14 protein-coding genes are annotated in these 19,224 nt (G+C 66.9%); 9 read left to right on the forward strand and 5 right to left on the reverse strand.

The window, feature by feature from the left end:
- From DFO50_RS05890 to DFO50_RS05930, 9 genes are all read left to right on the forward strand, one after another.
- On the forward strand, positions 1 to 717 hold the full coding sequence (locus DFO50_RS05890) for an SAM-dependent methyltransferase (protein WP_028500096.1): 717 nt from the start codon (positions 1 to 3) through the stop codon (positions 715 to 717).
- A gap of 84 nt (positions 718 to 801) precedes the next feature.
- Positions 802 to 1,950 (forward strand): class I SAM-dependent RNA methyltransferase, encoded by a 1,149-nt coding sequence (locus DFO50_RS05895; RefSeq protein ID WP_028500097.1) that lies wholly within the window; start codon positions 802 to 804, stop codon positions 1,948 to 1,950.
- A 116-nt stretch (positions 1,951 to 2,066) separates the two neighbouring features.
- Positions 2,067 to 3,581, forward strand: a complete 1,515-nt coding sequence (locus DFO50_RS05900; RefSeq protein ID WP_028500098.1) for a C69 family dipeptidase — start codon at positions 2,067 to 2,069, stop codon at positions 3,579 to 3,581.
- A gap of 68 nt (positions 3,582 to 3,649) precedes the next feature.
- Positions 3,650 to 4,255, forward strand: coding sequence for a MarC family protein (locus tag DFO50_RS05905; protein ID WP_028500099.1), 606 nt, complete (start codon positions 3,650 to 3,652; stop codon positions 4,253 to 4,255).
- A gap of 10 nt (positions 4,256 to 4,265) precedes the next feature.
- On the forward strand, positions 4,266 to 5,360 hold the full coding sequence (locus DFO50_RS05910) for an efflux RND transporter periplasmic adaptor subunit (RefSeq protein WP_051529011.1): 1,095 nt from the start codon (positions 4,266 to 4,268) through the stop codon (positions 5,358 to 5,360).
- Positions 5,361 to 5,394: 34 nt separating this feature from the next.
- Positions 5,395 to 8,511, forward strand: coding sequence for an efflux RND transporter permease subunit (locus DFO50_RS05915; protein ID WP_112692185.1), 3,117 nt, complete (start codon positions 5,395 to 5,397; stop codon positions 8,509 to 8,511).
- An 82-nt stretch (positions 8,512 to 8,593) separates the two neighbouring features.
- Positions 8,594 to 9,562, forward strand: a complete 969-nt coding sequence (locus DFO50_RS05920; RefSeq protein ID WP_112692186.1) for an SdiA-regulated domain-containing protein — start codon at positions 8,594 to 8,596, stop codon at positions 9,560 to 9,562.
- A gap of 70 nt (positions 9,563 to 9,632) precedes the next feature.
- A complete protein-coding gene (gene hemE, locus DFO50_RS05925) occupies positions 9,633 to 10,697 on the forward strand; it encodes a uroporphyrinogen decarboxylase (protein WP_028500101.1) in 1,065 nt (354 codons plus the stop codon).
- A 343-nt stretch (positions 10,698 to 11,040) separates the two neighbouring features.
- The gene (locus DFO50_RS05930) at positions 11,041 to 13,206 is read left to right on the forward strand and encodes a primosomal protein N' (protein ID WP_112692187.1); all 2,166 of its coding nucleotides are present in this window, start codon (positions 11,041 to 11,043) and stop codon (positions 13,204 to 13,206) included.
- Between the two features lie 6 nt (positions 13,207 to 13,212).
- On the opposite strand, the gene DFO50_RS05935 is transcribed toward DFO50_RS05930, so the two are convergent.
- The 5 genes from DFO50_RS05935 to ubiB all read right to left on the reverse strand — a co-directional run bounded on the left by DFO50_RS05935 (position 13,213) and on the right by ubiB (position 19,214).
- Positions 13,213 to 13,875, reverse strand: coding sequence for a response regulator transcription factor (locus DFO50_RS05935; protein WP_028500103.1), 663 nt, complete (start codon positions 13,873 to 13,875; stop codon positions 13,213 to 13,215).
- Positions 13,876 to 13,906: 31 nt separating this feature from the next.
- A complete protein-coding gene (locus tag DFO50_RS05940) occupies positions 13,907 to 15,844 on the reverse strand; it encodes a type IV pili methyl-accepting chemotaxis transducer N-terminal domain-containing protein (protein ID WP_036386612.1) in 1,938 nt (645 codons plus the stop codon).
- A 29-nt stretch (positions 15,845 to 15,873) separates the two neighbouring features.
- Positions 15,874 to 16,536 carry a carbonic anhydrase gene (locus tag DFO50_RS05945; protein ID WP_028500105.1) on the reverse strand — a complete coding sequence of 221 codons (663 nt, stop codon included), beginning with the start codon at positions 16,534 to 16,536 and terminating at the stop codon, positions 15,874 to 15,876.
- An 11-nt stretch (positions 16,537 to 16,547) separates the two neighbouring features.
- Positions 16,548 to 17,522, reverse strand: coding sequence for a GTP 3',8-cyclase MoaA (gene moaA, locus DFO50_RS05950; RefSeq protein WP_028500106.1), 975 nt, complete (start codon positions 17,520 to 17,522; stop codon positions 16,548 to 16,550).
- Positions 17,523 to 17,696: 174 nt separating this feature from the next.
- Complete coding sequence (gene ubiB, locus DFO50_RS05955) at positions 17,697 to 19,214, reverse strand: ubiquinone biosynthesis regulatory protein kinase UbiB (protein ID WP_028500107.1); 1,518 nt, start codon at positions 19,212 to 19,214, stop codon at positions 17,697 to 17,699.
- Positions 19,215 to 19,224 lie beyond the last annotated feature (10 nt).

Raw genomic sequence — 19,224 nt, forward strand, 5'->3', positions numbered from 1 at the left:
ATGGCGACGCTATTCCTGATTCCGACCCCGCTTGGCGACCTGCCGGTGGAAAACTGGGTGATTCCGGCCCAGCGCGAGCGCATCCGCCACCTGACCCGTTTCGTGGTCGAAGCGGCCAAGACCGCGCGCAAGCACCTGAAGCAGCTTGAACTCGACACGCCACTGCAGGCGCTGGCACTGGACGAGCTGAACGAACACACCCCGGCTGACGCGCTGGAGCGGCTGATTGCACCGCTGGAAGCCGGCCATGACGTCGGCCTGCTGTCCGAGGCCGGCTGCCCGGCCGTCGCCGACCCGGGCGCGAACCTGGTCCGGCTCGCCCATGCCCGCGGCCACACCGTCGAACCGCTGGTCGGCCCGTCGTCGATCCTGCTGTCGCTGATGGCGTCCGGCAGCCAGGGTCAGCGTTTCGCCTTTCACGGCTATCTGCCGGTCGGCGAGGCCGAACGGCTGGCAGCGATCCGCGCGCTGGAGAAACACTCGCGCGAAGCCGACAGCGCCGAAATCTTCATCGAGACGCCGTACCGCAATCCGCAGCTGATCGACGCGTTGCTGGCGACACTGGCGCCGGCAACACAGCTGACGGTCGCCTGCGACCTGACGCTGCCGACGCAGACCATCGTCAGCCGCCGCGCGGCCGAGTGGCCGGCGATCGCCGCCGAGTTCAAGAAGCGCCCGGCGATCTTCGTGCTGTACGCCGGCGCAGACCGACGCTAAGTCCCTGCCTGTGAGGCTTTAGTCTACAATCCGTCAACGGTGCGATCTCGCGCCGTTTTTTCATGTCCGAAAGGTTTTCCCGTCATGCATCTCGACCGCTTTTTCGCCCCTTGCCCGCGCGGGCTCGAGGCCGTGCTCTCCGACGAACTGGTCGCGCTGGGCGCGCAGGATGTCGCGCCGACCGACGGCGGAGTCGGTTTCAGCGGCAGTTTCGACACCATGATGACGGTCAACCTGCACTCGCGCATCGCCAGCCGCGTGCTGTGGCGCGTCGGTGGCGGCCGCTACCGTGACGAACGCGACCTGTACCAGCTGGCGCGCCAGGTCGACTGGCCGCAGTACTTCGACGTGTCGCGCACCATCAAGGTCAAGACCGATGCGGTGAAAAGCCCGGTCAAGAGCATCGACTTCGTGTCGCTGACCATCAAGGACGCCGTCTGTGACGTGTTCCGCGAACGCGGCGGCGAGCGGCCGAGTGTGGACACCCACACGCCGGACATGCGCATCCACGTCTTCCTGTCCGGCTCTGACGCTGCGCTGTACCTGGACACCTCCGGCGAGCCGCTGTTCAAGCGCGGCTGGCGCATCGCCACCGGTGACGCCCCGCTGCGCGAGAACCTGGCCGCCGGCATTCTGCGCCTGACCGGCTGGACCCCGGACGTCCCGCTGCTCGATCCGATGTGCGGCAGCGGCACCTTCCTGGTCGAAGCGGCGATGATTGCACTGGACTGGGCGCCGGGCGCCTGCCGCCACTTCGCCTTCGAAAAACTGTCCGGCTTCCGCCCGGCCGCCTGGCAGCAGATCACCGATGCCGCCATCGCCCGCGAAAAGCAGGCCCGGCCGCTGCCGCTGTTCGGCATCGACCGCGACCCGGCCGCACTGGCCGCCGCCCGGCAGAACCTGGCCCATATCCAGCTCGACGACTGCATCACGCTCAGCGACGGCGATTTCCTCGACAGCCATGCACCGGCCGCCGGCGGCGTCATCGTCAGCAATCCGCCGTATGGCGTGCGGCTGGATGAAATGGACCGGCTGGCCCTGCTCTATCCGCAACTCGGCCACTGGCTGAAGCGCGAAATGGCCGGCTGGACCGCCTATCTGCTGACCGCCGACCTGCGACTGGCGAAGATGATCCGGCTGTCGCCGTCCCGGCGCACGCCGCTGCGCAATGGCGCGCTCGACTGCCGGCTGTTCGAATTCCGCATGATCTCGGGCAGCAACCGGCCGGCCTGAGCGCCCCCCCATGCAGCATGTCCTGCATCAATATCAGCAAAGCCTGACATTGCTTCTGCCCCCGGGGTGGTCGACGATGAGGATCGTTTCCATCGATCCGCATCAGGAGCCGCCCCATGTCCGTTCGCCGTTTCAGCTGCACCGTTGTCGTCACCGCACTGGCGCTTGCCGGTCTCGCGCAGGCCACGCTGGCCTGCACTACCATCATCGCCGGCAAGAACGCGACGGCCGACGGCTCCATCCTCGTCGCCCGCCTCGAGGACTACACCTTCAACAACCACGCCAAGCACTTCGTGGTGGTGCCCCGGGTCGAGCACAAGGCCGGCGACATGCTGTCGTTCGACAATGGCGTGCGCGTGCCGGCGCCGGCCGTATCGCAGCGCTATACCGCGATGCGCGACTGGAACGGTGCCCAGTTCGGCGCCGGCGGCCAGTGGAGCGAATTCGGCAGCAACGAAGCCGGCGTGGTGCTGTCCGCCACCAACAGCACCGAACAGAATGAGCGCGCGGCCAAAGCCGCACCGCTGGTCGCCGATGGCGGCGGCGTGGTCGAGGCCATCCTGCCCGACCTGATCCTGCCGCAGGCGCGCAGCGCCCGCGAGGCGGTCGCCCTGCTCGGCCGCTATGTCGAAACGCTCGGCGCCGGCGAAACCAACGGTATCGAAATCGCCGACGCCAGCGAGGCCTGGCTGTTCGAGATCGGCGGTGGCCACCAGTGGATTGCCGTCCGCGTGCCGGACGACGGCTATCTGACCATCGCCAATGGCATGCGCGTCCACGATGTCGACCTCGGCGACAGCCGCAACGTGCTGGCCAGCCCGGGGCTGGCGGCCTTCGTCAGCGAACACAAGCTGCTGGACCGGGTCGACCCGCAGCGCTTCAACTTCGCGAAAGCGTTCGGCAAGATCGGCGACAGCTATAACGTCGACCGCGAATGGCTGGTGCAATCGCGGCTGACGCCGTCGAGCAAACAGCCGGTGCGTCAGGCCCAGTATCCGTTCTATACCCGCGCCGACCGCAAGATCGACGTCGCGACCGTGGCCTCCATCCTGCGCACTGCCGACTATGCCGGCACGCCGCTGGACAAGCGCAAGCCGGCGGCCGGCAGCACCCAGCGCCCGATCGCCGTCGACCGCAACGTCGAGGCGCACATCATCCAGGTCCGGCCGGACATGCCGAAGGAACTGCAGGTGCTGTCATGGCAGTCGATGGGCAATGTCCGCGATGCCGTGTTCCTGCCGTTCTACCTCGGCGCCATGCAGAGCACGCCGCAGGTGTTCCGTCAGGGCAATGACGACTTCGACTCGCATTCGGCCTGGTGGACCTTCCGCAGTGTGTCGTCGCTGGCCAATGCCAATCCGGGCAAGTACCGCCCGCTGATCACCGGCTGGCGCGACCGGCTGGAGGCCAACCTGCGCGCCGCCCAGCCCGCGACCGACGCGATGCTGAAATCGCTGTACGGCCAGAACCGCGAGCTGGCGATCAACTATGCGCAACGACTCGGCAACGGCACCGCCCTGTACGCGCTGGACCAGGCGCGCGAACTGCGCGACACGCTGATGACCGACCTGACCAAGTCCACCGAGCTGAAGTACACCCCGGCCGAGCTGGACAAGATCAAGGGCCTGTAACAAGCAACACGGCGCGGACAACGGCGGTCGATGTCATAATCAGCCCTTCGTCACCGTCCTGCCGCGCCGTGGAACCCACTTTCGTCTCCGCCACCATCCTGCTGATCCTGATCACCGATCCGCTCGGCAACATCCCGCTGTTTCTGGCCGCGCTGGAGCGGGTGTCGCCGGCGCGACGCCACCGCATCATCGCCCGCGAGTGCGGCATCGCCTTTGTCGTGCTGTTGCTGTTCCTGTTTTTCGGCAAACCGTTCCTGCGCGTGCTGCACCTGACCGACGAGTCGCTGAAGATCGCCGGCGGTGTGGTGCTGTTCCTGATCGCGCTGCGCATGATTTTCCCGTCGCCGTCCGGCAGCCTGTTCGGCCGCACCGACGGCGACAGCGAGCCGTTCATCGTCCCGATCGCCATTCCGCTGATCGCCGGGCCGTCGGCCATGGCCACGGTCATGCTGATGGCGACCAACGATCCGTCGCGCATGCTGGAGTGGTCGCTTGCCGTCGCCATCAGCATTGCCGTCACCTATGTCGTGTTCCTGTTCGCCGGCCAGTTGCAGCGCCGGCTCGGCAAGCCGGTCATCACCGCACTGGAGCGGCTGATGGGCCTGGTGCTGATCGCGGTATCGATCGAGATGCTGCTGTCCGGTCTTGCCGCCTACTGGAAAAACCTGAACTGATCCCCCCGACATGATTTCGCGTCCGCACACCACACGACTGTCCGCCGTTCTGGCGCTGGCCCTCGCGCTGACCGCCTGCGGGCAAAAGGCCCCCGATGCCAGACCCGCGGCCCGACCGGCACTGACCCTGTCGGCCGTCGATGTCCGCCGCGCCCAGTCCGGCCGGGTCGACGATGCCGTGCCGGTTACCGGCCCGATCAGCGCCCGCATGCAGACCACCCTGGCCGCCGAGCTGGAGGGCACGGTCACCGCGATCCATGTCCGCGAAGGCGAGGCGGTGAAGAAGGGCCAGTTGCTGGCCGAGATCGACCCGCGTACCGCCAGCCTGGAACTGGACGAAAAGACCGCACAACTGGCCGCCAACCGCGCCCGGCTCGACCTGGCGCGCAAGAAACTCCAGCGCCAGCGCGAACTGGCGGCACAGGGTTTCATTTCTCCGAACGCACTCGATGAGTTCGAGAGCGATTACCGCGTCAACGCCACCCAGCTCGCCGCACAGGAAAGCATTCTGGCCCGTGCGCGCAAGTCGCTGGCCGACAGCCGCATCGTTGCGCCGTTCGACGGCGTGATCTACAAGCGCAGCGCCGAGGTCGGCCAGACCCTGCCGAAAAACGGCGAGCTGTTCGGCCTGGCCGCGCTGCGCGATCTCGAAGTCGCCGCCAGCGTGCCGGCGCGCGATATCGAGCGCATCCGCCTCGGCCAGCGCGCGTCGCTGACGCTGGACAGCGGGCTGCGCTTCGATGGCCGCGTCACCCGCATCAACCCGGTCGCCGACAGCGGCACCCGCAGCTATACGGTATTCATCGCCGTCGACAACCGCGACGGCCGCATCTATCCGGGCCAGTATGCGCGCGGACGGCTGGTGATCGCCTCGGCCGACGCCACCGCCATCCTGCCGCTGACCGCCATTCGTGACCGCGACGGCAAGGCGCCATGGGTGATGACGCTGGAGGGCAAGCGCGCGGTCAAGCGGCCGGTAACAATCGGCCTGATCGACACCATCGACGGGCTGGCTGCCGTCAGCGGCCTGCCGGCCAATGCGGTCGCCATCTACGACCACGTGCTCGGCGTCAGACCGGGCGACACCGTCGCCCTGATCCGCTAGTGGTCCCTTCCCCCTTTCTTGCCGAGCGCCCGCCATGTGGTTGACCCGCGTCAGCATCCGCAATCCCTATCTGGCCGCCATGGTGATGCTGGCCATCACCGTGCTCGGTCTGTTCGCCTACAACCGGCTGTCGGTCGAGGAGTTTCCCGACATCCGCTTCCCGATCGCGGTCATCAGCACGGTCTACACCGGCGCGTCGCCGACAGTGGTCGAAAGTGAAGTCACCCGGCCGATCGAGGAGGTGGTCAACACCGTCAGCGGGGTCAAGCACATCCGCTCGTACTCGTTCGAGGGCAGCTCGACGGTGGTGGTGGAGTTCGAACTGTCGGTCGACCCGGTCACCGCGCTGCAGGACGTGCGCGACAAGGTGTCGAGCATCGCCGGGCGCTTTCGCCGCGAGATCGACCCGCCGACGGTCAGCCAGGTCGATCCGAACGACAATCCGGTCATGACGCTGGCCGTCTCGTCGACCAGTGCCGACGCCACCACGCTGTCAACGCTGGCCGACCAGCTGATCAAGAAGCGGCTGCAGCAGGTCATCGGCGTCGGTTCGGTCAACGTGATCGGCCAGATCAAGCGCGAGATCCGCATCGACATCGATCCGGACCGGCTGCGTACCTTCGGCCTGGCCGCCAGTGACGTAGTCGACGCGCTGGCCGGCGACAACAAGGATGTCCCGGCCGGCCGGGTCACCGAACGAGGCCAGGACGTCAGCGTGCGTCTCGACGGCAAGCTGCGCCAGGTCGACGATTTCAACCGCGTGATCATCACCAGCCGCAATGGCCGCGCCATCACCCTCGGCGATGTCGCCACCGTGCGCGACGGCTCGGCCGACTACCAGAATCTGGCGCTGATCAACGGCAAGCGCGCGCTGTCGATCGAACTGACCGCCGCGCGCGGCGCCAACGTGGTCGCCACGGCGGACGGCGTCAACAAGGCCCTGACCGCGCTCCGTCCGCAACTGCCGCCCGGCACCGAGATCAAGGTGCTGTCGAACACCGCCGAGCAGGTGCGCCGCTCGCTGGCCAATGTGCGCTCGACGCTGATCGAGGGCGCGATCCTGACCGTGATCATCGTCTGGCTGTTCCTCGGCTCCTGGCGCAGCACGGTGATTACCGGCCTGACGCTGCCGATCTCGCTGATCGGCACGCTGTTCGCCGTCGCCGTCTCCGGCTTCACCCTCAACGTCATGACGCTGATGGCACTGTCGCTGTCGATCGGCCTGCTGATCGACGACGCCATCGTCGTGCGCGAGAACATCGTCCGCCACGCCAATATGGGCAAGGATCACTACCGCGCCGCGCTGGAAGGCACCGAGGAAATCGGCCTGGCGGTGCTGGCCACCACGCTGACCGTGGTCGCCGTGTTCCTGCCGGTCGGTTTCATGAGCGGCATCATCGGCAAGTTCTTCCAGCAGTTCGGCCTGACCGTCGCCGTGGCGGTGATGATCTCGCTGTTCGTCAGCTTCACCCTCGACCCGATGCTGTCGTCGGTCTGGCCCGATCCGCATCATCATGGCGACAAGCATCGCGGCGGCATCATCGGCCGCATGCTGGACTGGTTCGAGAACTCGCTCGACCGGCTGTCCGCCCGCTATGGCGCCGCCATCGGCTGGTCGCTGGAGCACCGCAAGACCACACTGGCCGCCGCACTGGCACTGCTGGTCGGCAGCTTCCTGCTGGTGCCGGTGATCGGTGCCGAATTCGTGCCGAAGAGCGACAACGACCGCTTCAGCATCAGCATCAAGACCGCACCGGGCGCCACGCTCGAATACACCGAGGCCAAGGCGCGCGACATCGAGACCCGGCTGCGCAAGTACCCGGAAGTGCGCGACGTCTATATCAATGTCGGCGGTGGCTTCGGCGAGGGACGCAACCAGGCCACGCTGCGCGTGTACACCTCGCCGAAACACGAGCGCAAGCGCTCGATCTTCGACCTGTTCCCGCTGGTCCGCGCCGATGTGCAGCAGATCGGTGGCGTCCAGCTGGAGAACGTGGCCGAGGAAGGCGGGCCGGGCGGCGGGCAGAAACCGGTACGCATCGGCGTGCGCGGCGGCGACTTCAGCGTGCTCGAACGCGTGGCCGGCCACCTGGCCGAACGGATTGCCGCCGTGCCGAACGTGACCGACGTCGAAAGCAGCGTCCAGGACCGCAACCCGTCGTACAACTATCAGGTCGACCGCCAGGCGGCTTCGACGCTCGGCATCGATCCGGCCCGCATCGGCAATACACTGGCCGTGCTGTTCTCCGGCCAGGTTGCCACCACCTGGGAGGCGCCGGACGGGGAAAACTACGATGTCCGGGTGCAGATTCCCGAAGCCCGCCGCGACACGGCGCTGCTCGACACCCTGACCGTTGCCGCCACCCGGCGCAGCGACGACGGCAACGCCCACATGGTGCCGCTGTCGGCGGTGGCGACGCGGGTCCCGGGCACCACGCCGCAGCGGGTGGAACGCTACGACCAGGCGCGCGAGGTCACGGTGACCGCCAACATCATCGGCGGCGACGCGCAGGCCGCCTACTCGGCCATCCAGACCATCCTGGCCGATACCCGGCTGCCGGCCGGTTATTACACCGACTTCGGCGGCACCCAGCAGGACATGGCCGACTCGTTCGGTTATGCACTGCAGGCGCTGGCCATCGGCGTGATCTTCATCTACATGATCCTGTGCGCGCAGTTCCGCAGCTTCCTGCAGCCGGTCGCGATCATGATGTCGCTGCCGCTGGCCTTTGTCGGCGTGTTCATCGCCCTGCTGCTGTGGCGCAGCACGCTGAACATGTTCTCGGTCATCGGCGTCATCATGCTGATGGGGCTGGCAGCCAAGAACGGCATCCTGCTGGTCGACTTCATCAATCATGCGCGCAGCGAGGGCATGGACAAGGTCGCGGCGATCCGCGAGGCCGGCCGGGTACGGCTGCGCCCGATCCTGATGACCAGTTTCGCCATGATCTTCGGCATGCTGCCGCTGGCACTGGCGGTCGACGCCGGCAGCGAAGTGCGCGCGCCGATGGCGCATGCTGTGATCGGCGGCATGGTGACCTCGACCCTGCTGACACTGATCGTGGTACCGGTGGTCTACTTCTACCTGGACAGCCTCGGTGCCTGGGTCGCCGGCAAGCTGGGCGGCCGGCGAAAGCAGAAAGCGGCGTAAGCGCGCGGCGGCACGATAAAATTTAACTGGTCAAAGCCGCCGTTTGCACCAATGATCGTCGTCCCTTTCCACGGCCCCGTTCATGCGCCCCTTCGCCCTTCGCCTGGCCGGCTACAGCCTGCTCGCCACCGCCCTGCTGACCGCTGCGGTGTTCTTCGCCTACATCGGCGTGCGCTACTACAAGCTGGACAGCCAGATGTATCGCTGGATGTCGGGCGAGGACGCGCGCGATACGCAGTGGAACCGGTCCGACCGCCAGGGCGGCGCGCTCGGTCTGGCCGGCTACCGGATGGATATCGACGCCCGCGTCGTCCCCGGCATCGACAAGAACCTGTCCGGGCTGGCCTTCGACACCGACCACGACCGGCTGATCGCCGTCGTCAACCGGCCGGCGACGCTGTACACGCTGGACCGCAACGGCGAACCGACCGGCAGCTACCCGCTGCGGCACGGGCCTGATATCGAAGGCGTCGCCTACCTCGGCAACAACCGGGTCGCCCTGCTGCAGGAACGGAAGAACACCCTGCATATCGTGACCCTGCCGGCGCAGCCGGGGCCGATCGACATGGACAAGTCGAAGTCGCTGCGGCTCGACCTGTTCCCCGGCAGCAATGCCGGCTTCGAGGGCGTCGGCTACGACGCCGGACGCGACCAGCTGTATCTGGTCAAGGAACACTCGCCAAGCAAGCTGTACCGCATCGACGGCCTGCACGACGCCGATCCGGCGGCCATGACCCTGCGTCTGACCGATCTCAGCGCCTGGATCGACGGCTCGCTGCCGGCAACCGACCTGTCCAGCGTCGAATTCGTGCCCGGGCTCGACCACCTGCTGCTGCTCAGCGACGAGTCGTACCGGCTGATGGAGCTGGACCGCGACGGCCGGCCGGTCAGTTACCTCGACCTGCGCAGCACGCCGTTCCCGCACGCACGGGTGCCGCAGGCCGAGGGCATGGCCATCGGCCCGGACCGGACCATCTACGTGGTCAGCGAGCCGAATCTGTTCTACCGGCTGACCCCGCCGGCAGTGGCCGGCAACGGCAATGCCGGATGAATTGACCGTGCCGGGGGCAGGGACCGGCGCGGCACCGTATAATCGCGTCATTTCCCACCCGGTCTACGCCATGTCCCCGCTGAAAAACGATACTTTCCTGCGAGCGCTCGCGCGCCAGCCTGTCGAATACACCCCGGTCTGGATGATGCGCCAGGCCGGCCGCTACCTGCCGGAATACCGTGCCACCCGCGCCCGGGCCGGCGATTTCCTGTCGCTGTGCAAGGCGCCCGACCTGGCGACCGAGGTCACGCTGCAACCGCTGGAACGTTTCCCGCTCGACGCGGCGATCCTGTTCTCCGACATCCTCACCGTACCGGATGCCATGGGCCTGGGCCTGTACTTCGCCGAGGGCGAAGGCCCGCGCTTCGAGCGCCCGCTGCGCGACGAGGCCGCCATCCTCGCCCTGCCGCGCCCGGACATCGGCGCCGAGCTGCAGTATGTGCTGGATGCGGTATCGAGCATCCGCCGTGCCCTGGACGGCCGCGTGCCGCTGATCGGCTTCTCCGGCAGCCCGTGGACGCTGGCCTGCTATATGGTCGAAGGCGGCGGCTCCAGTGACTTCCGTCACGTCAAGACGCTGGCCTACGACCGCCCCGAGCTGATGCATCACCTGCTCGCCGTCACCGCCGACACCGTGACCGACTACCTGAACGCGCAGATTGCCGCCGGCGCGCAGGCCGTGCAGATCTTCGATACCTGGGGTGGCGCACTCGGCCATGCCGCCTACCGCGAATTCTCGCTCGCCTACATGCGCCGCGTGATCGCCGGCCTGACCCGCGAGTCGGAAGGCCGCAAGGTGCCGGTCATCGTCTTCACCAAGGGCGGCGGCCAGTGGCTGGACGCGATTGCCGATATCGGCTGCGATGCCGTCGGCCTCGACTGGACCACCGATCTGGCCGATGCCCGTCGCCTCGCCGGTGACCGTGTCGCGCTGCAGGGCAACTTCGACCCGGTCGCGCTGCATGCGCGCCCGGCCGCCATCGAGGCCGAAGTCGCCCGCATCCTGGCCAGCTACGGCCAGGGCAACGGTCATGTGATGAACCTCGGCCACGGTATCGGCCAGACCGTGCCGCCGGAGCACGCCGCGGCCTTCGTCGACGCCGTGCACCGGCTTTCACGCCCGTACCACAGCTGATTCCCGCCGCCTGCGGGCGGCACTGCGACGGAACCGTGCCCTGCCGGTTCCGTCGCGTTTTTCCGCAATCCCGGCGCAGAAAAAGATTGACAATTGCAATCGGCGCTTCTTTTTTGTGTATAACTTGCGCTCGCGCCGTTCAGCCCTCCGGCCGTGCCCGCCAGGAAGTGACGAACGTCAACCTGCTGATTTAAAAAGACTTTAAATGTTGCACAAATTTTACGCAAAATAATGAGAGGCGCATTGGACGGGACTTGCCCCACGTCATTCCCTGCTTACGCACAGACTTATCCACAGCAGCTGTGCATAGCAGCCGCAAACCCAGCCAGCACGCGGTTTTGCCATGACTGATGCCAGCAGCAACACGGTAATCCGGGTCGCGCTCGACGTGCCGCTGGACCGGACGTTCGACTATGCCGCGCCGGGTCCGCTCGCCATCGGCAGCCGGGTCAGCGTCGGTTTTGGCCCGAGGCAGATGGTCGGCATCGTGCTTGGCCACGCCACGCACAGCGAGTTCGACCTGAAACCGGCACGGCCGATCGAAGACATGCTGCCGCCGCTGCCCGACGACTGGCTGGCGCTGGTGCGCTTCGCCGCCGACTACTATGCATGCGCGCCGGGACCGGCCCTGTTCACCGCGCTGCCGCCGGCCCTGCGCGCGCCGCGTCCGTTCATCCCCGCCCGCGACCCGCAGTACCGGCTGACGCCGGCCGGCCGCGACTGGCAGCCGCCCAGGCGTGCCGCCCGTCAGTGCGAACTGCACGCGGCACTGGCCGCCTCGCCACTGGCCCGCTCCAGCGCCCGCGCCATTGCCGCCGATGCCGGCCGCCGTCTCGACGACTGGCTGGCTGCCGGCTGGATCGAGGAAGTCGACGATCAGCCGGCCGCGCTGACCCTCGGGCCGCTGCCGGCGCTGACCCCCGCCCAGCAGCAGGCGCTGGACCAGTTGCCGCGCGACGGCTTCTCGCCGACGCTGCTGTTCGGCATTACCGGCAGCGGCAAGACCGAAATCTACCTGCGCCGGATCGCCGAAACCCTGGCGGCCGGCCGCCAGGCACTGGTACTGGTGCCGGAAATCAATCTGACGCCGCAACTGGAATCGCGCTTCCGCGCCCGTTTCCCGAACACGGTCATTGCCTGCCTGAATTCCAGCCAGCCGGAACGGGCGCGCAGCGAAGCCTGGGTCGCCGCCTGGCAGGGCCGCGCCCGGCTGGTGATCGGCACCCGGCTCGGCGTGTTCGCTCCGCTGCCGGAACTGGGCCTGATCGTGGTCGACGAGGAGCACGACGCGAGCTTCAAGCAGCAGGACGGCCTGCGCTACTCGGCGCGTGATCTGGCAATCTGGCGCGCCCACCGCGCCGGGGTGCCGATCCTGCTCGGCTCGGCCACGCCGAGTCTGGAAAGCTGGCGCCATGCCGATGCCGGCCGTTATGGCCGGGTCGAACTGGCCGAACGGGCAACCGGCGCCGCGCTGCCGGCCATCCACCTGATCGACATCCGCCGCCTGCCGCTCGACGACGGCCTGTCCGTGCCGGCGATCGAGGCCCTGGCCCGCTGTCGCGACAAGGGCGAGGTCAGCCTGGTCTACCTGAACCGGCGCGGCTACTCGCCGGCGCTGTCCTGCACCGATTGCGGCTGGATCGCCGGCTGCCCGTCATGCAGTGCCAAACTGGTGCTGCACCTGCGCGAGCGCCAGTTGCGCTGCCATCACTGCGGCCATCACCAGCCGGTTCCGCACGCCTGTCCCGACTGCGGCAATCCCGATCTGAAGCCACTGGGCCAGGGCACGCAGCGGGTCGAGGCCGCGCTGACGCGCGTGCTGCCCGGCGCGCGCATCCGCCGCATCGACCGCGACACCGTCAGCCACCGCGATGCCTGGGCCGAGGTCTATCAGGCCATCCACGACGGCGAGGTCGATGTGCTGGTTGGCACGCAGATGCTGGCCAAGGGCCACGACTTCCCGACCCTGAGCCTGGTGGTGGCGCTGAATACCGACGGCGGCCTGTACAGCGCTGATTTCCGCGCCAGCGAAACCCTGTTCTCGCAGCTGATGCAGGTGGCCGGCCGCGCCGGTCGCGCCGAACGGCCGGGCACGGTGCTGGTGCAGACGCAATTGCCGGAACACCCGCTGTACCAGGCGCTGTGCCGGCATGACTATCCGGGCTTTGCCGCCACGCTGCTGGACGAGCGGAAACAGACCGACATGCCGCCGTACTGCCACCAGTTCGTGGTGCGGGCGGACAGCGAAAAACTGGCCGACGCGCGCGCCTTCCTCGGCGCGCTGGTCGCGGCGCTGCCGGCCATCGACGGTGTGTGCGTCTACGACCCGATCACGGCTTCGATGGTGCGGCTGGAAGGGCGCGAACGCGCCCAGGTACTGGTGCAGTCGGCACAGCGCGGGCCGCTGCGCCGCATGCTGGCCGAACTGACGGCGCAGGCGCCGGTGCTGGCAAAACCGTATGGCCGCCATCTGCGCTGGAGCGTGGACGTCGACCCGCTGGAGCTGTAACCGCGTTCAGGAATGGCGCGGGGCCAGCCCGTGCTCGACCGCGTACACCGCTGCCTGCACCCGGCTGCTCAGGTTCAGTTTCTTCAGAATGTTCTGCACATGGATCTTGACCGTGCTCTCGGCCAGATCGAGGTCACGCGCAATTTCCTTGTTGCTCTCGCCACAGGCGAGATGGCCGAGGATTTCGCGTTCGCGCGGCGTCAGCCGGCCGCTTTCACCGGCTTCCGCCGGTCGCTTGTCGCCGGCACGGAACTGCTGCATCAGCTTGGTGGTCATCGCCTCGCTCATGACCGACTCGCCGGCCGCCGCGCGCAGAATGGCCCGCTTCAGGAACTCGGCGTCGATATTCTTCAGCAGATAACCGCGAGCGCCCTTCTGCAACGCGGCGGTCAGATCCTCGGCGTCCTCGGACACGGTCAGCATGACCACCGCCAGCGCCGGCTGGTCCTGCAGTATCAGCCCCAGCGCCTCGATGCCGGACAGTCCCGGCATGTTCAGGTCAAGCAACACCACATCCGGCTGCAGCGCCAGCGCCCGCTTGACACCCTCGGCACCGTCCGCCGCCTCGCCGACCACTTCGAATTCGGACTGCCGCGACAGCAGCGCCTTGACGCCGCTGCGGAACAGGGTGTGGTCGTCGATCAGCAGAACCCGGATGGGTGCGGTCATTTTCTGTGTCCTTGCAAGCAGAGTTGAACGTTCATGCCACCTGGCGATTTTCTTCGGCCAGCTTGAGCTCCAGCCGGGTTCCCCGCCCGGGCTCCGGCCGGATGGCCAGCTCCATGCCGGCCCGGTGCGCGCGTTCACGCATGATATTCAACCCATAGTGGTTTTCCGGCGACGAATCGAGAATGGCCGGGTCGAAGCCGACGCCATCGTCATGGATCGACAGCATAAGCCGGGCTTCGTCTTCCAGTCTCACTTCCACGTGCGTCGCCTGTGAATGCTTGCGAATATTGGACAGCGCTTCCTGGACGATAAACAGCAGCTGCAGCTGCTGGTCCGGCGACAGCGGCGCACCGAATCCCTCGCGATGGAACACGACCGCCACCCCGGTCTGGCGACGGAACTTGTCGAGCAGATTGCCGATGGCGTCGCCCAGATCCTCGGCGCCAAGCCGGGCACGGAAGTTGTTCAGCAGTTCGCGCACGTCCTCGTAGCTTTCCTGCACGCCGGCCCGAATCGCCGTCAGCGCCTCGCGCGTCGACTCGTCGTCACGGTCGTTGATGGCGACTTCCAGCATCTGCGCCTGCAGGTTCAGGTAGGACAGGCCCTGGGCGATCGAGTCGTGCAGGCCCTGGGCGAACAGGTTGCGCTCTTCCAGCACCGCCAGCTCGCGGGCCTTGGTCGACAGGCGCAGGTTCTCGATCGCGACCGCCAGCCGCTGCCCCAGCACTTCGAACAGCTGGATGTCCTGGCGGGTAAAGATGTGCGCGCGACGGAAGAACAGGTTGAACACCCCGAGCGACGGCTCGCCGCTGCCGATCGGGAACACCGACACCACGTTGTAGCCCTCGTCGTGACAGCCGCTGGCAATCGGCACGCTGCCGTCCAGCGCCTCGATGCGGGTCACGCCGCGCGCGCCATCACCGCACAGACAGTAGTTGACGTGAATGCAGCGCTCGCGCTGGGTCATGCCGCTGGAAACGCCGCGATGCGCCGCCATGTGCATGACGTCGTGCGCCGGGTCGACCAGACGCACGATGCCGCCGTCGGCGCCGGCCACTTCGATGACCCGGTGCAGGAAGCCCTCGGTCATTTCGTCCACGGTACTGGCCCGGTTCAGCAGCGCGGCCATTTCGTACATCGCCGACAGTTCGCGGTTGCGCCGCTCCAGCGACGCCGTCTTTTCCGCCACGCGCGCTTCCAGCGTCGCGTGCGCGCCGGCCAGACTGGACGCCATGCGGTTGAAGCCGCGCGCCACCTCGCCGAACTCATCGTCGCTCTCGATGGCGACCTTGGCCGCATAATCACCGACCGTCAGCCGGCGCATCGCCGACGACAGCTGCTCGAGCGGACGGATGACGATCAGGAACAGCAGATAGATCACGGCACAGGTCATGGCGATCGCCATCAGGCCCAGCGCCACCTGGCACAGCCGCAGCCACTCGGTCTTGCGCGCATTGTCGATTTCCAGCTGCATGACGAAGCGGTCGATCTGGCCGACCAGCGAGGCCAGCCGGGTGCCGTGCTCCTGCGAGAACGGGCTGCCGGCGCCACCGCTGATGTCGAGCGCCCGCAGCAGCTCCGGCCGGACCTGGTCGCGCCAGTACAGGCTGACGCCGACCAGCTGGTTGCGGATGCCGATTTCGTTCGGCACCGCCAGCGGGCGATTGCGGTCGCCGCGCTGCAGGGTCGCCAGGATATGGTCGAATTCGTCGATATGGCCGGTGATCACCGCACGCGGCAGATGGCCCTGGCGGTAGCTCTCCAGCTCGAATGCCAGCCGGTAGCTGCGCATGCGCAGGCTGCCGGCGTCATTGATGGCGGCACCGCTGCCTTCCAGTTGCCAGGACAGCAGCAGTGTCGCGCCGATGGCGGCCAGCGCCAGACACATGACCACGCTGAGGATGGCCACGATGCGGAAAGTCAGGCGCCGGGACAGCGGTACGCTGCCCAGCCCGGGGGTCGATGTCATGGGGCGCTCCGGCATGCCGCCCGGCAGGCTCAGCGCTTCTCGATCGGACAGACCAGCGGCATGAACTGGCGCGTGTCCAGGTCATAGCCGTGCAGGGCACCGTCGCGAATGTCGAAGTACCAGCCGTGCAGGCTCAGTGTGTGCGCCGCGACCCGGTCGCGGATCCACGGATAGGACATCAGGTTGTCGAGCGAGATCAGGATCGACTGCCGCTCGGCGATCGCCAGCTGGGCCGCCGGGTCGCACTCGGCGTAATGGCTGTGCACATAGTCGCGGACCGGCTCGGCGATCGACAGCCACTTGGCGAGGAAGCCGCCATTGCCCGGATTGTCGGTGATGCCGTCCATCAGTGCGCGGATGCCGCCGCAGCAGCCGTGGCCGAGCACGATGATGCGTGCGATGCCGAGCACGTTGACCGCGTATTCGAGGGCGGCAGACACGCTGTGGTGGGTCTCGTGGCTCGGGTCTTCACACGGCGGGACCAGGTTGGCGATATTGCGGACGACAAACAGTTCGCCCGGCTCGCAACCGGTCAGCATCATCGGGTCGACACGGCTGTCGGCACAGCTGATGATCATGGTGGCCGGGTTCTGTCCGTACTTGAGTTCGTCGAACAGCGCTTCGTTCGGCGCGAAATAGTTTTCCTGGAAACGGCGGAAGCCTTGCAGGAATCGATCGAGCCCTTGCTGCATCAATACTCCAATCAACCGCCGGTCATCGACATGAAGCGCACGAGTTTTTGCGGTTTCCCGTCAAACTCGTGCCGTTCGGGCTTCAGCTCGATCCCCTGGCGGATGGCGGCAATCAGATCGTCGTCGCTGGCGCCGCCGCGAAGCAGCGGGCGAAACTCGACTTTCTCATCCTGCCCCAGACAGAGGTAGAGCGTCCCGTCGACCGACAGGCGGACACGGTTACAGGTTGCACAGAAGTGCTGTGACATCGGCGTTATCACGCCGAGGGTAAAAGTACCGTCCGCCGTACACCAGTAGCGTGCCGGCCCGCCGCCGAGTTCCGCCACCTGCGGCACCAGGCCGAAGCGGGAAACCAGCCGGCCGAGCACCGGTTGCAGGTCCAGATAATGGGCGCTGCGGCCGGTGTCGCCCATCGGCATGGCTTCGATCAGGCGCAGGATGAAACCGTGCTCGATCGCAAACGCCACCATATCCTCGATTTCGGCATCGTTGACGCCATCCATCGCCACCATATTGAGCTTGATCGGCGCGAGGCCGGCCTGCTTGGCGGCCATCAGACCGGCCATCACCGCCGGCAGGCTGTCGCGTCCGGTGACCTGGGTCACGCAGTCGCGGCGCAGCGAGTCGAGGCTGACATTGATGCGGTCGAGGCCGGCCGCCTTCAGCGGCGCCGCATGGCGGGCCAGCTGGGTGGCATTGGTCGACAGCGACAGATCGGTCAGACCGTCGATGGACTTCAGCCTTGCGGCCAGCTCGCCGATGCCATGACGCAGCAAGGGCTCGCCGCCGGTCAGGCGGATACGGCGGGTGCCGAGCGAAACGAACAACCGCGCCAGCCGTTCGATCTCGTCGAAGGTCAGCCAGTGTTCGGGTTGCTCGAACCCTTTGAAACCTTTGGGGATACAGTAGCTGCACCGAAGGTCGCAGCGGTCGGTCACCGATAGCCGGACATATTCGATGCTGCGTCCAAAGCGGTCTTGCAGCATGACGGGCTCCGAAGCGGGCATATAGCCGGATTGTAGATGGCCGGTCCGGCCGCGAGAGCCGGTCGGAAGACGGAGACGGTACTACTTAGTAACTATCGACCGCGACGGGGGGCCGCACGGTCGGCGGCCGGGATTTTCCCGTGTTTTAGACCGCTTCCGCAACAGGGTTTTGTCCTACAGCCTGAGCAATATCACCGCCAGCAGTGCTGCCACCAGGACGGACAGGCAGATCAGCAGGGCATTCTGCTTCTTCTGTTCGCGCATCAGCAGCAGATAGCCGTCGGTCAGCAGACGCTGGGTATCGCCGGACAGCGCGGCGTCCAGCTTGCGCGGAATCGACGGCAGCAGCGTCGCCCACGCCGGCGCCTCTTTCTTCAGCTGCTTCCACAGCCCGCGCACACCGACCTGCTCGTTCATCCAGCGCACCAGGAACGGCTTGGCAGTCGCCCACAGATCGAGGTCGGGATCGAGCTGGCGCCCCAGTCCCTCGATATTGAGCAGCGTCTTCTGCAGCAGCACCAGTTGCGGCTGGATCTCGACATTGAAGCGGCGGCTGGTCTCGAACAGGCGCAGCAGCACCAGGCCGAACGAGATCTGCGACAGCGGCCGCTCGAAGATCGGCTCGCACACCGTGCGCACCGCCGCCTCCAGCGCCTCCACCCGGGTGTCCGCAGGCACCCAGCCGGATTCGATGTGCGCCGCCGCCACGCGATGGTAGTCGCGGTTGAAGAAGGCGAGAAAATTCACTGCCAGATAGTGCTTGTCGTACTCGGTCAGCGAACCGACGATGCCGAAGTCCAGCGCGATATAGCGCCCGTCATCGGCGACGAAGATATTGCCCGGGTGCATGTCGGCATGGAAGAAACCGTCGCGAAACACCTGGGTAAAGAAAATCTCGACGCCAAAGCGCGACAACTGCTTGAGATCGACGCCACGCTCGCACAGCAGGTCGATCCGGCTGATCGGCATGCCGTCCATCCACTCCATGGTCAGCACATCGCGCGCGGTCCAGTCCCAGAACACCTCGGGCACGACCAGCATGTCCGACCCGGTGAAATTGCGCCGCAACTGGCTGGCATTGGCCGCCTCGTGCATCAGATCGAGTTCGTCATGCAGATAGGTATCGAACTCGGCCACGACCTCGCGCGGCCGCAGCCGCTTGCCGTCGCGCGACAGCCGCTCGACCCAGCCGGCCAGCATCCGCATCAGCGACAGGTCCTGCTCGATCACCGGCAGGATGTCCGGCCGCAGCACCTTGACCGCCACTTCGCGCCCGTCGTGCAGCGTGGCGCGGTGGACCTGGGCGACCGAGGCGCTGGCGACCGGCACGTCGTCGAAGCGGGCGAACAGCACATCGACCGGCTGGCCGAGGCTGGCCTCGATCACCCGGCGCGAAATCGCGCCGTCAAACGGCGGTACGCGATCCTGCAGGCGGGCCAGCTCGTCGGCATAAGCGGCCGGCAGCAGATCGCGGCGGGTCGACAGCACCTGGCCAAACTTGATGAAAATCGGCCCCAGGCTTTCCAGCGCCAGCCGCACCCGCACCGGCAGCGGCGCGGACAGGTCGCGCGGCAGCGGCATCAGTCGTGACAGCCATTTCAGCAGGCGCAGGCGCGGATGGGCAAAGAACAGTTCATCCAGACCATGGCGGTAGAAGGTGCAGGCGATTTTCGTGGAGCGGAAGAGCGGCATGAGCAATCGA

Origin of the sequence: Microvirgula sp. AG722, from assembly GCF_003269145.1 — a bacterium.
GTDB lineage: Bacteria > Pseudomonadota > Gammaproteobacteria > Burkholderiales > Aquaspirillaceae > Microvirgula > Microvirgula aerodenitrificans.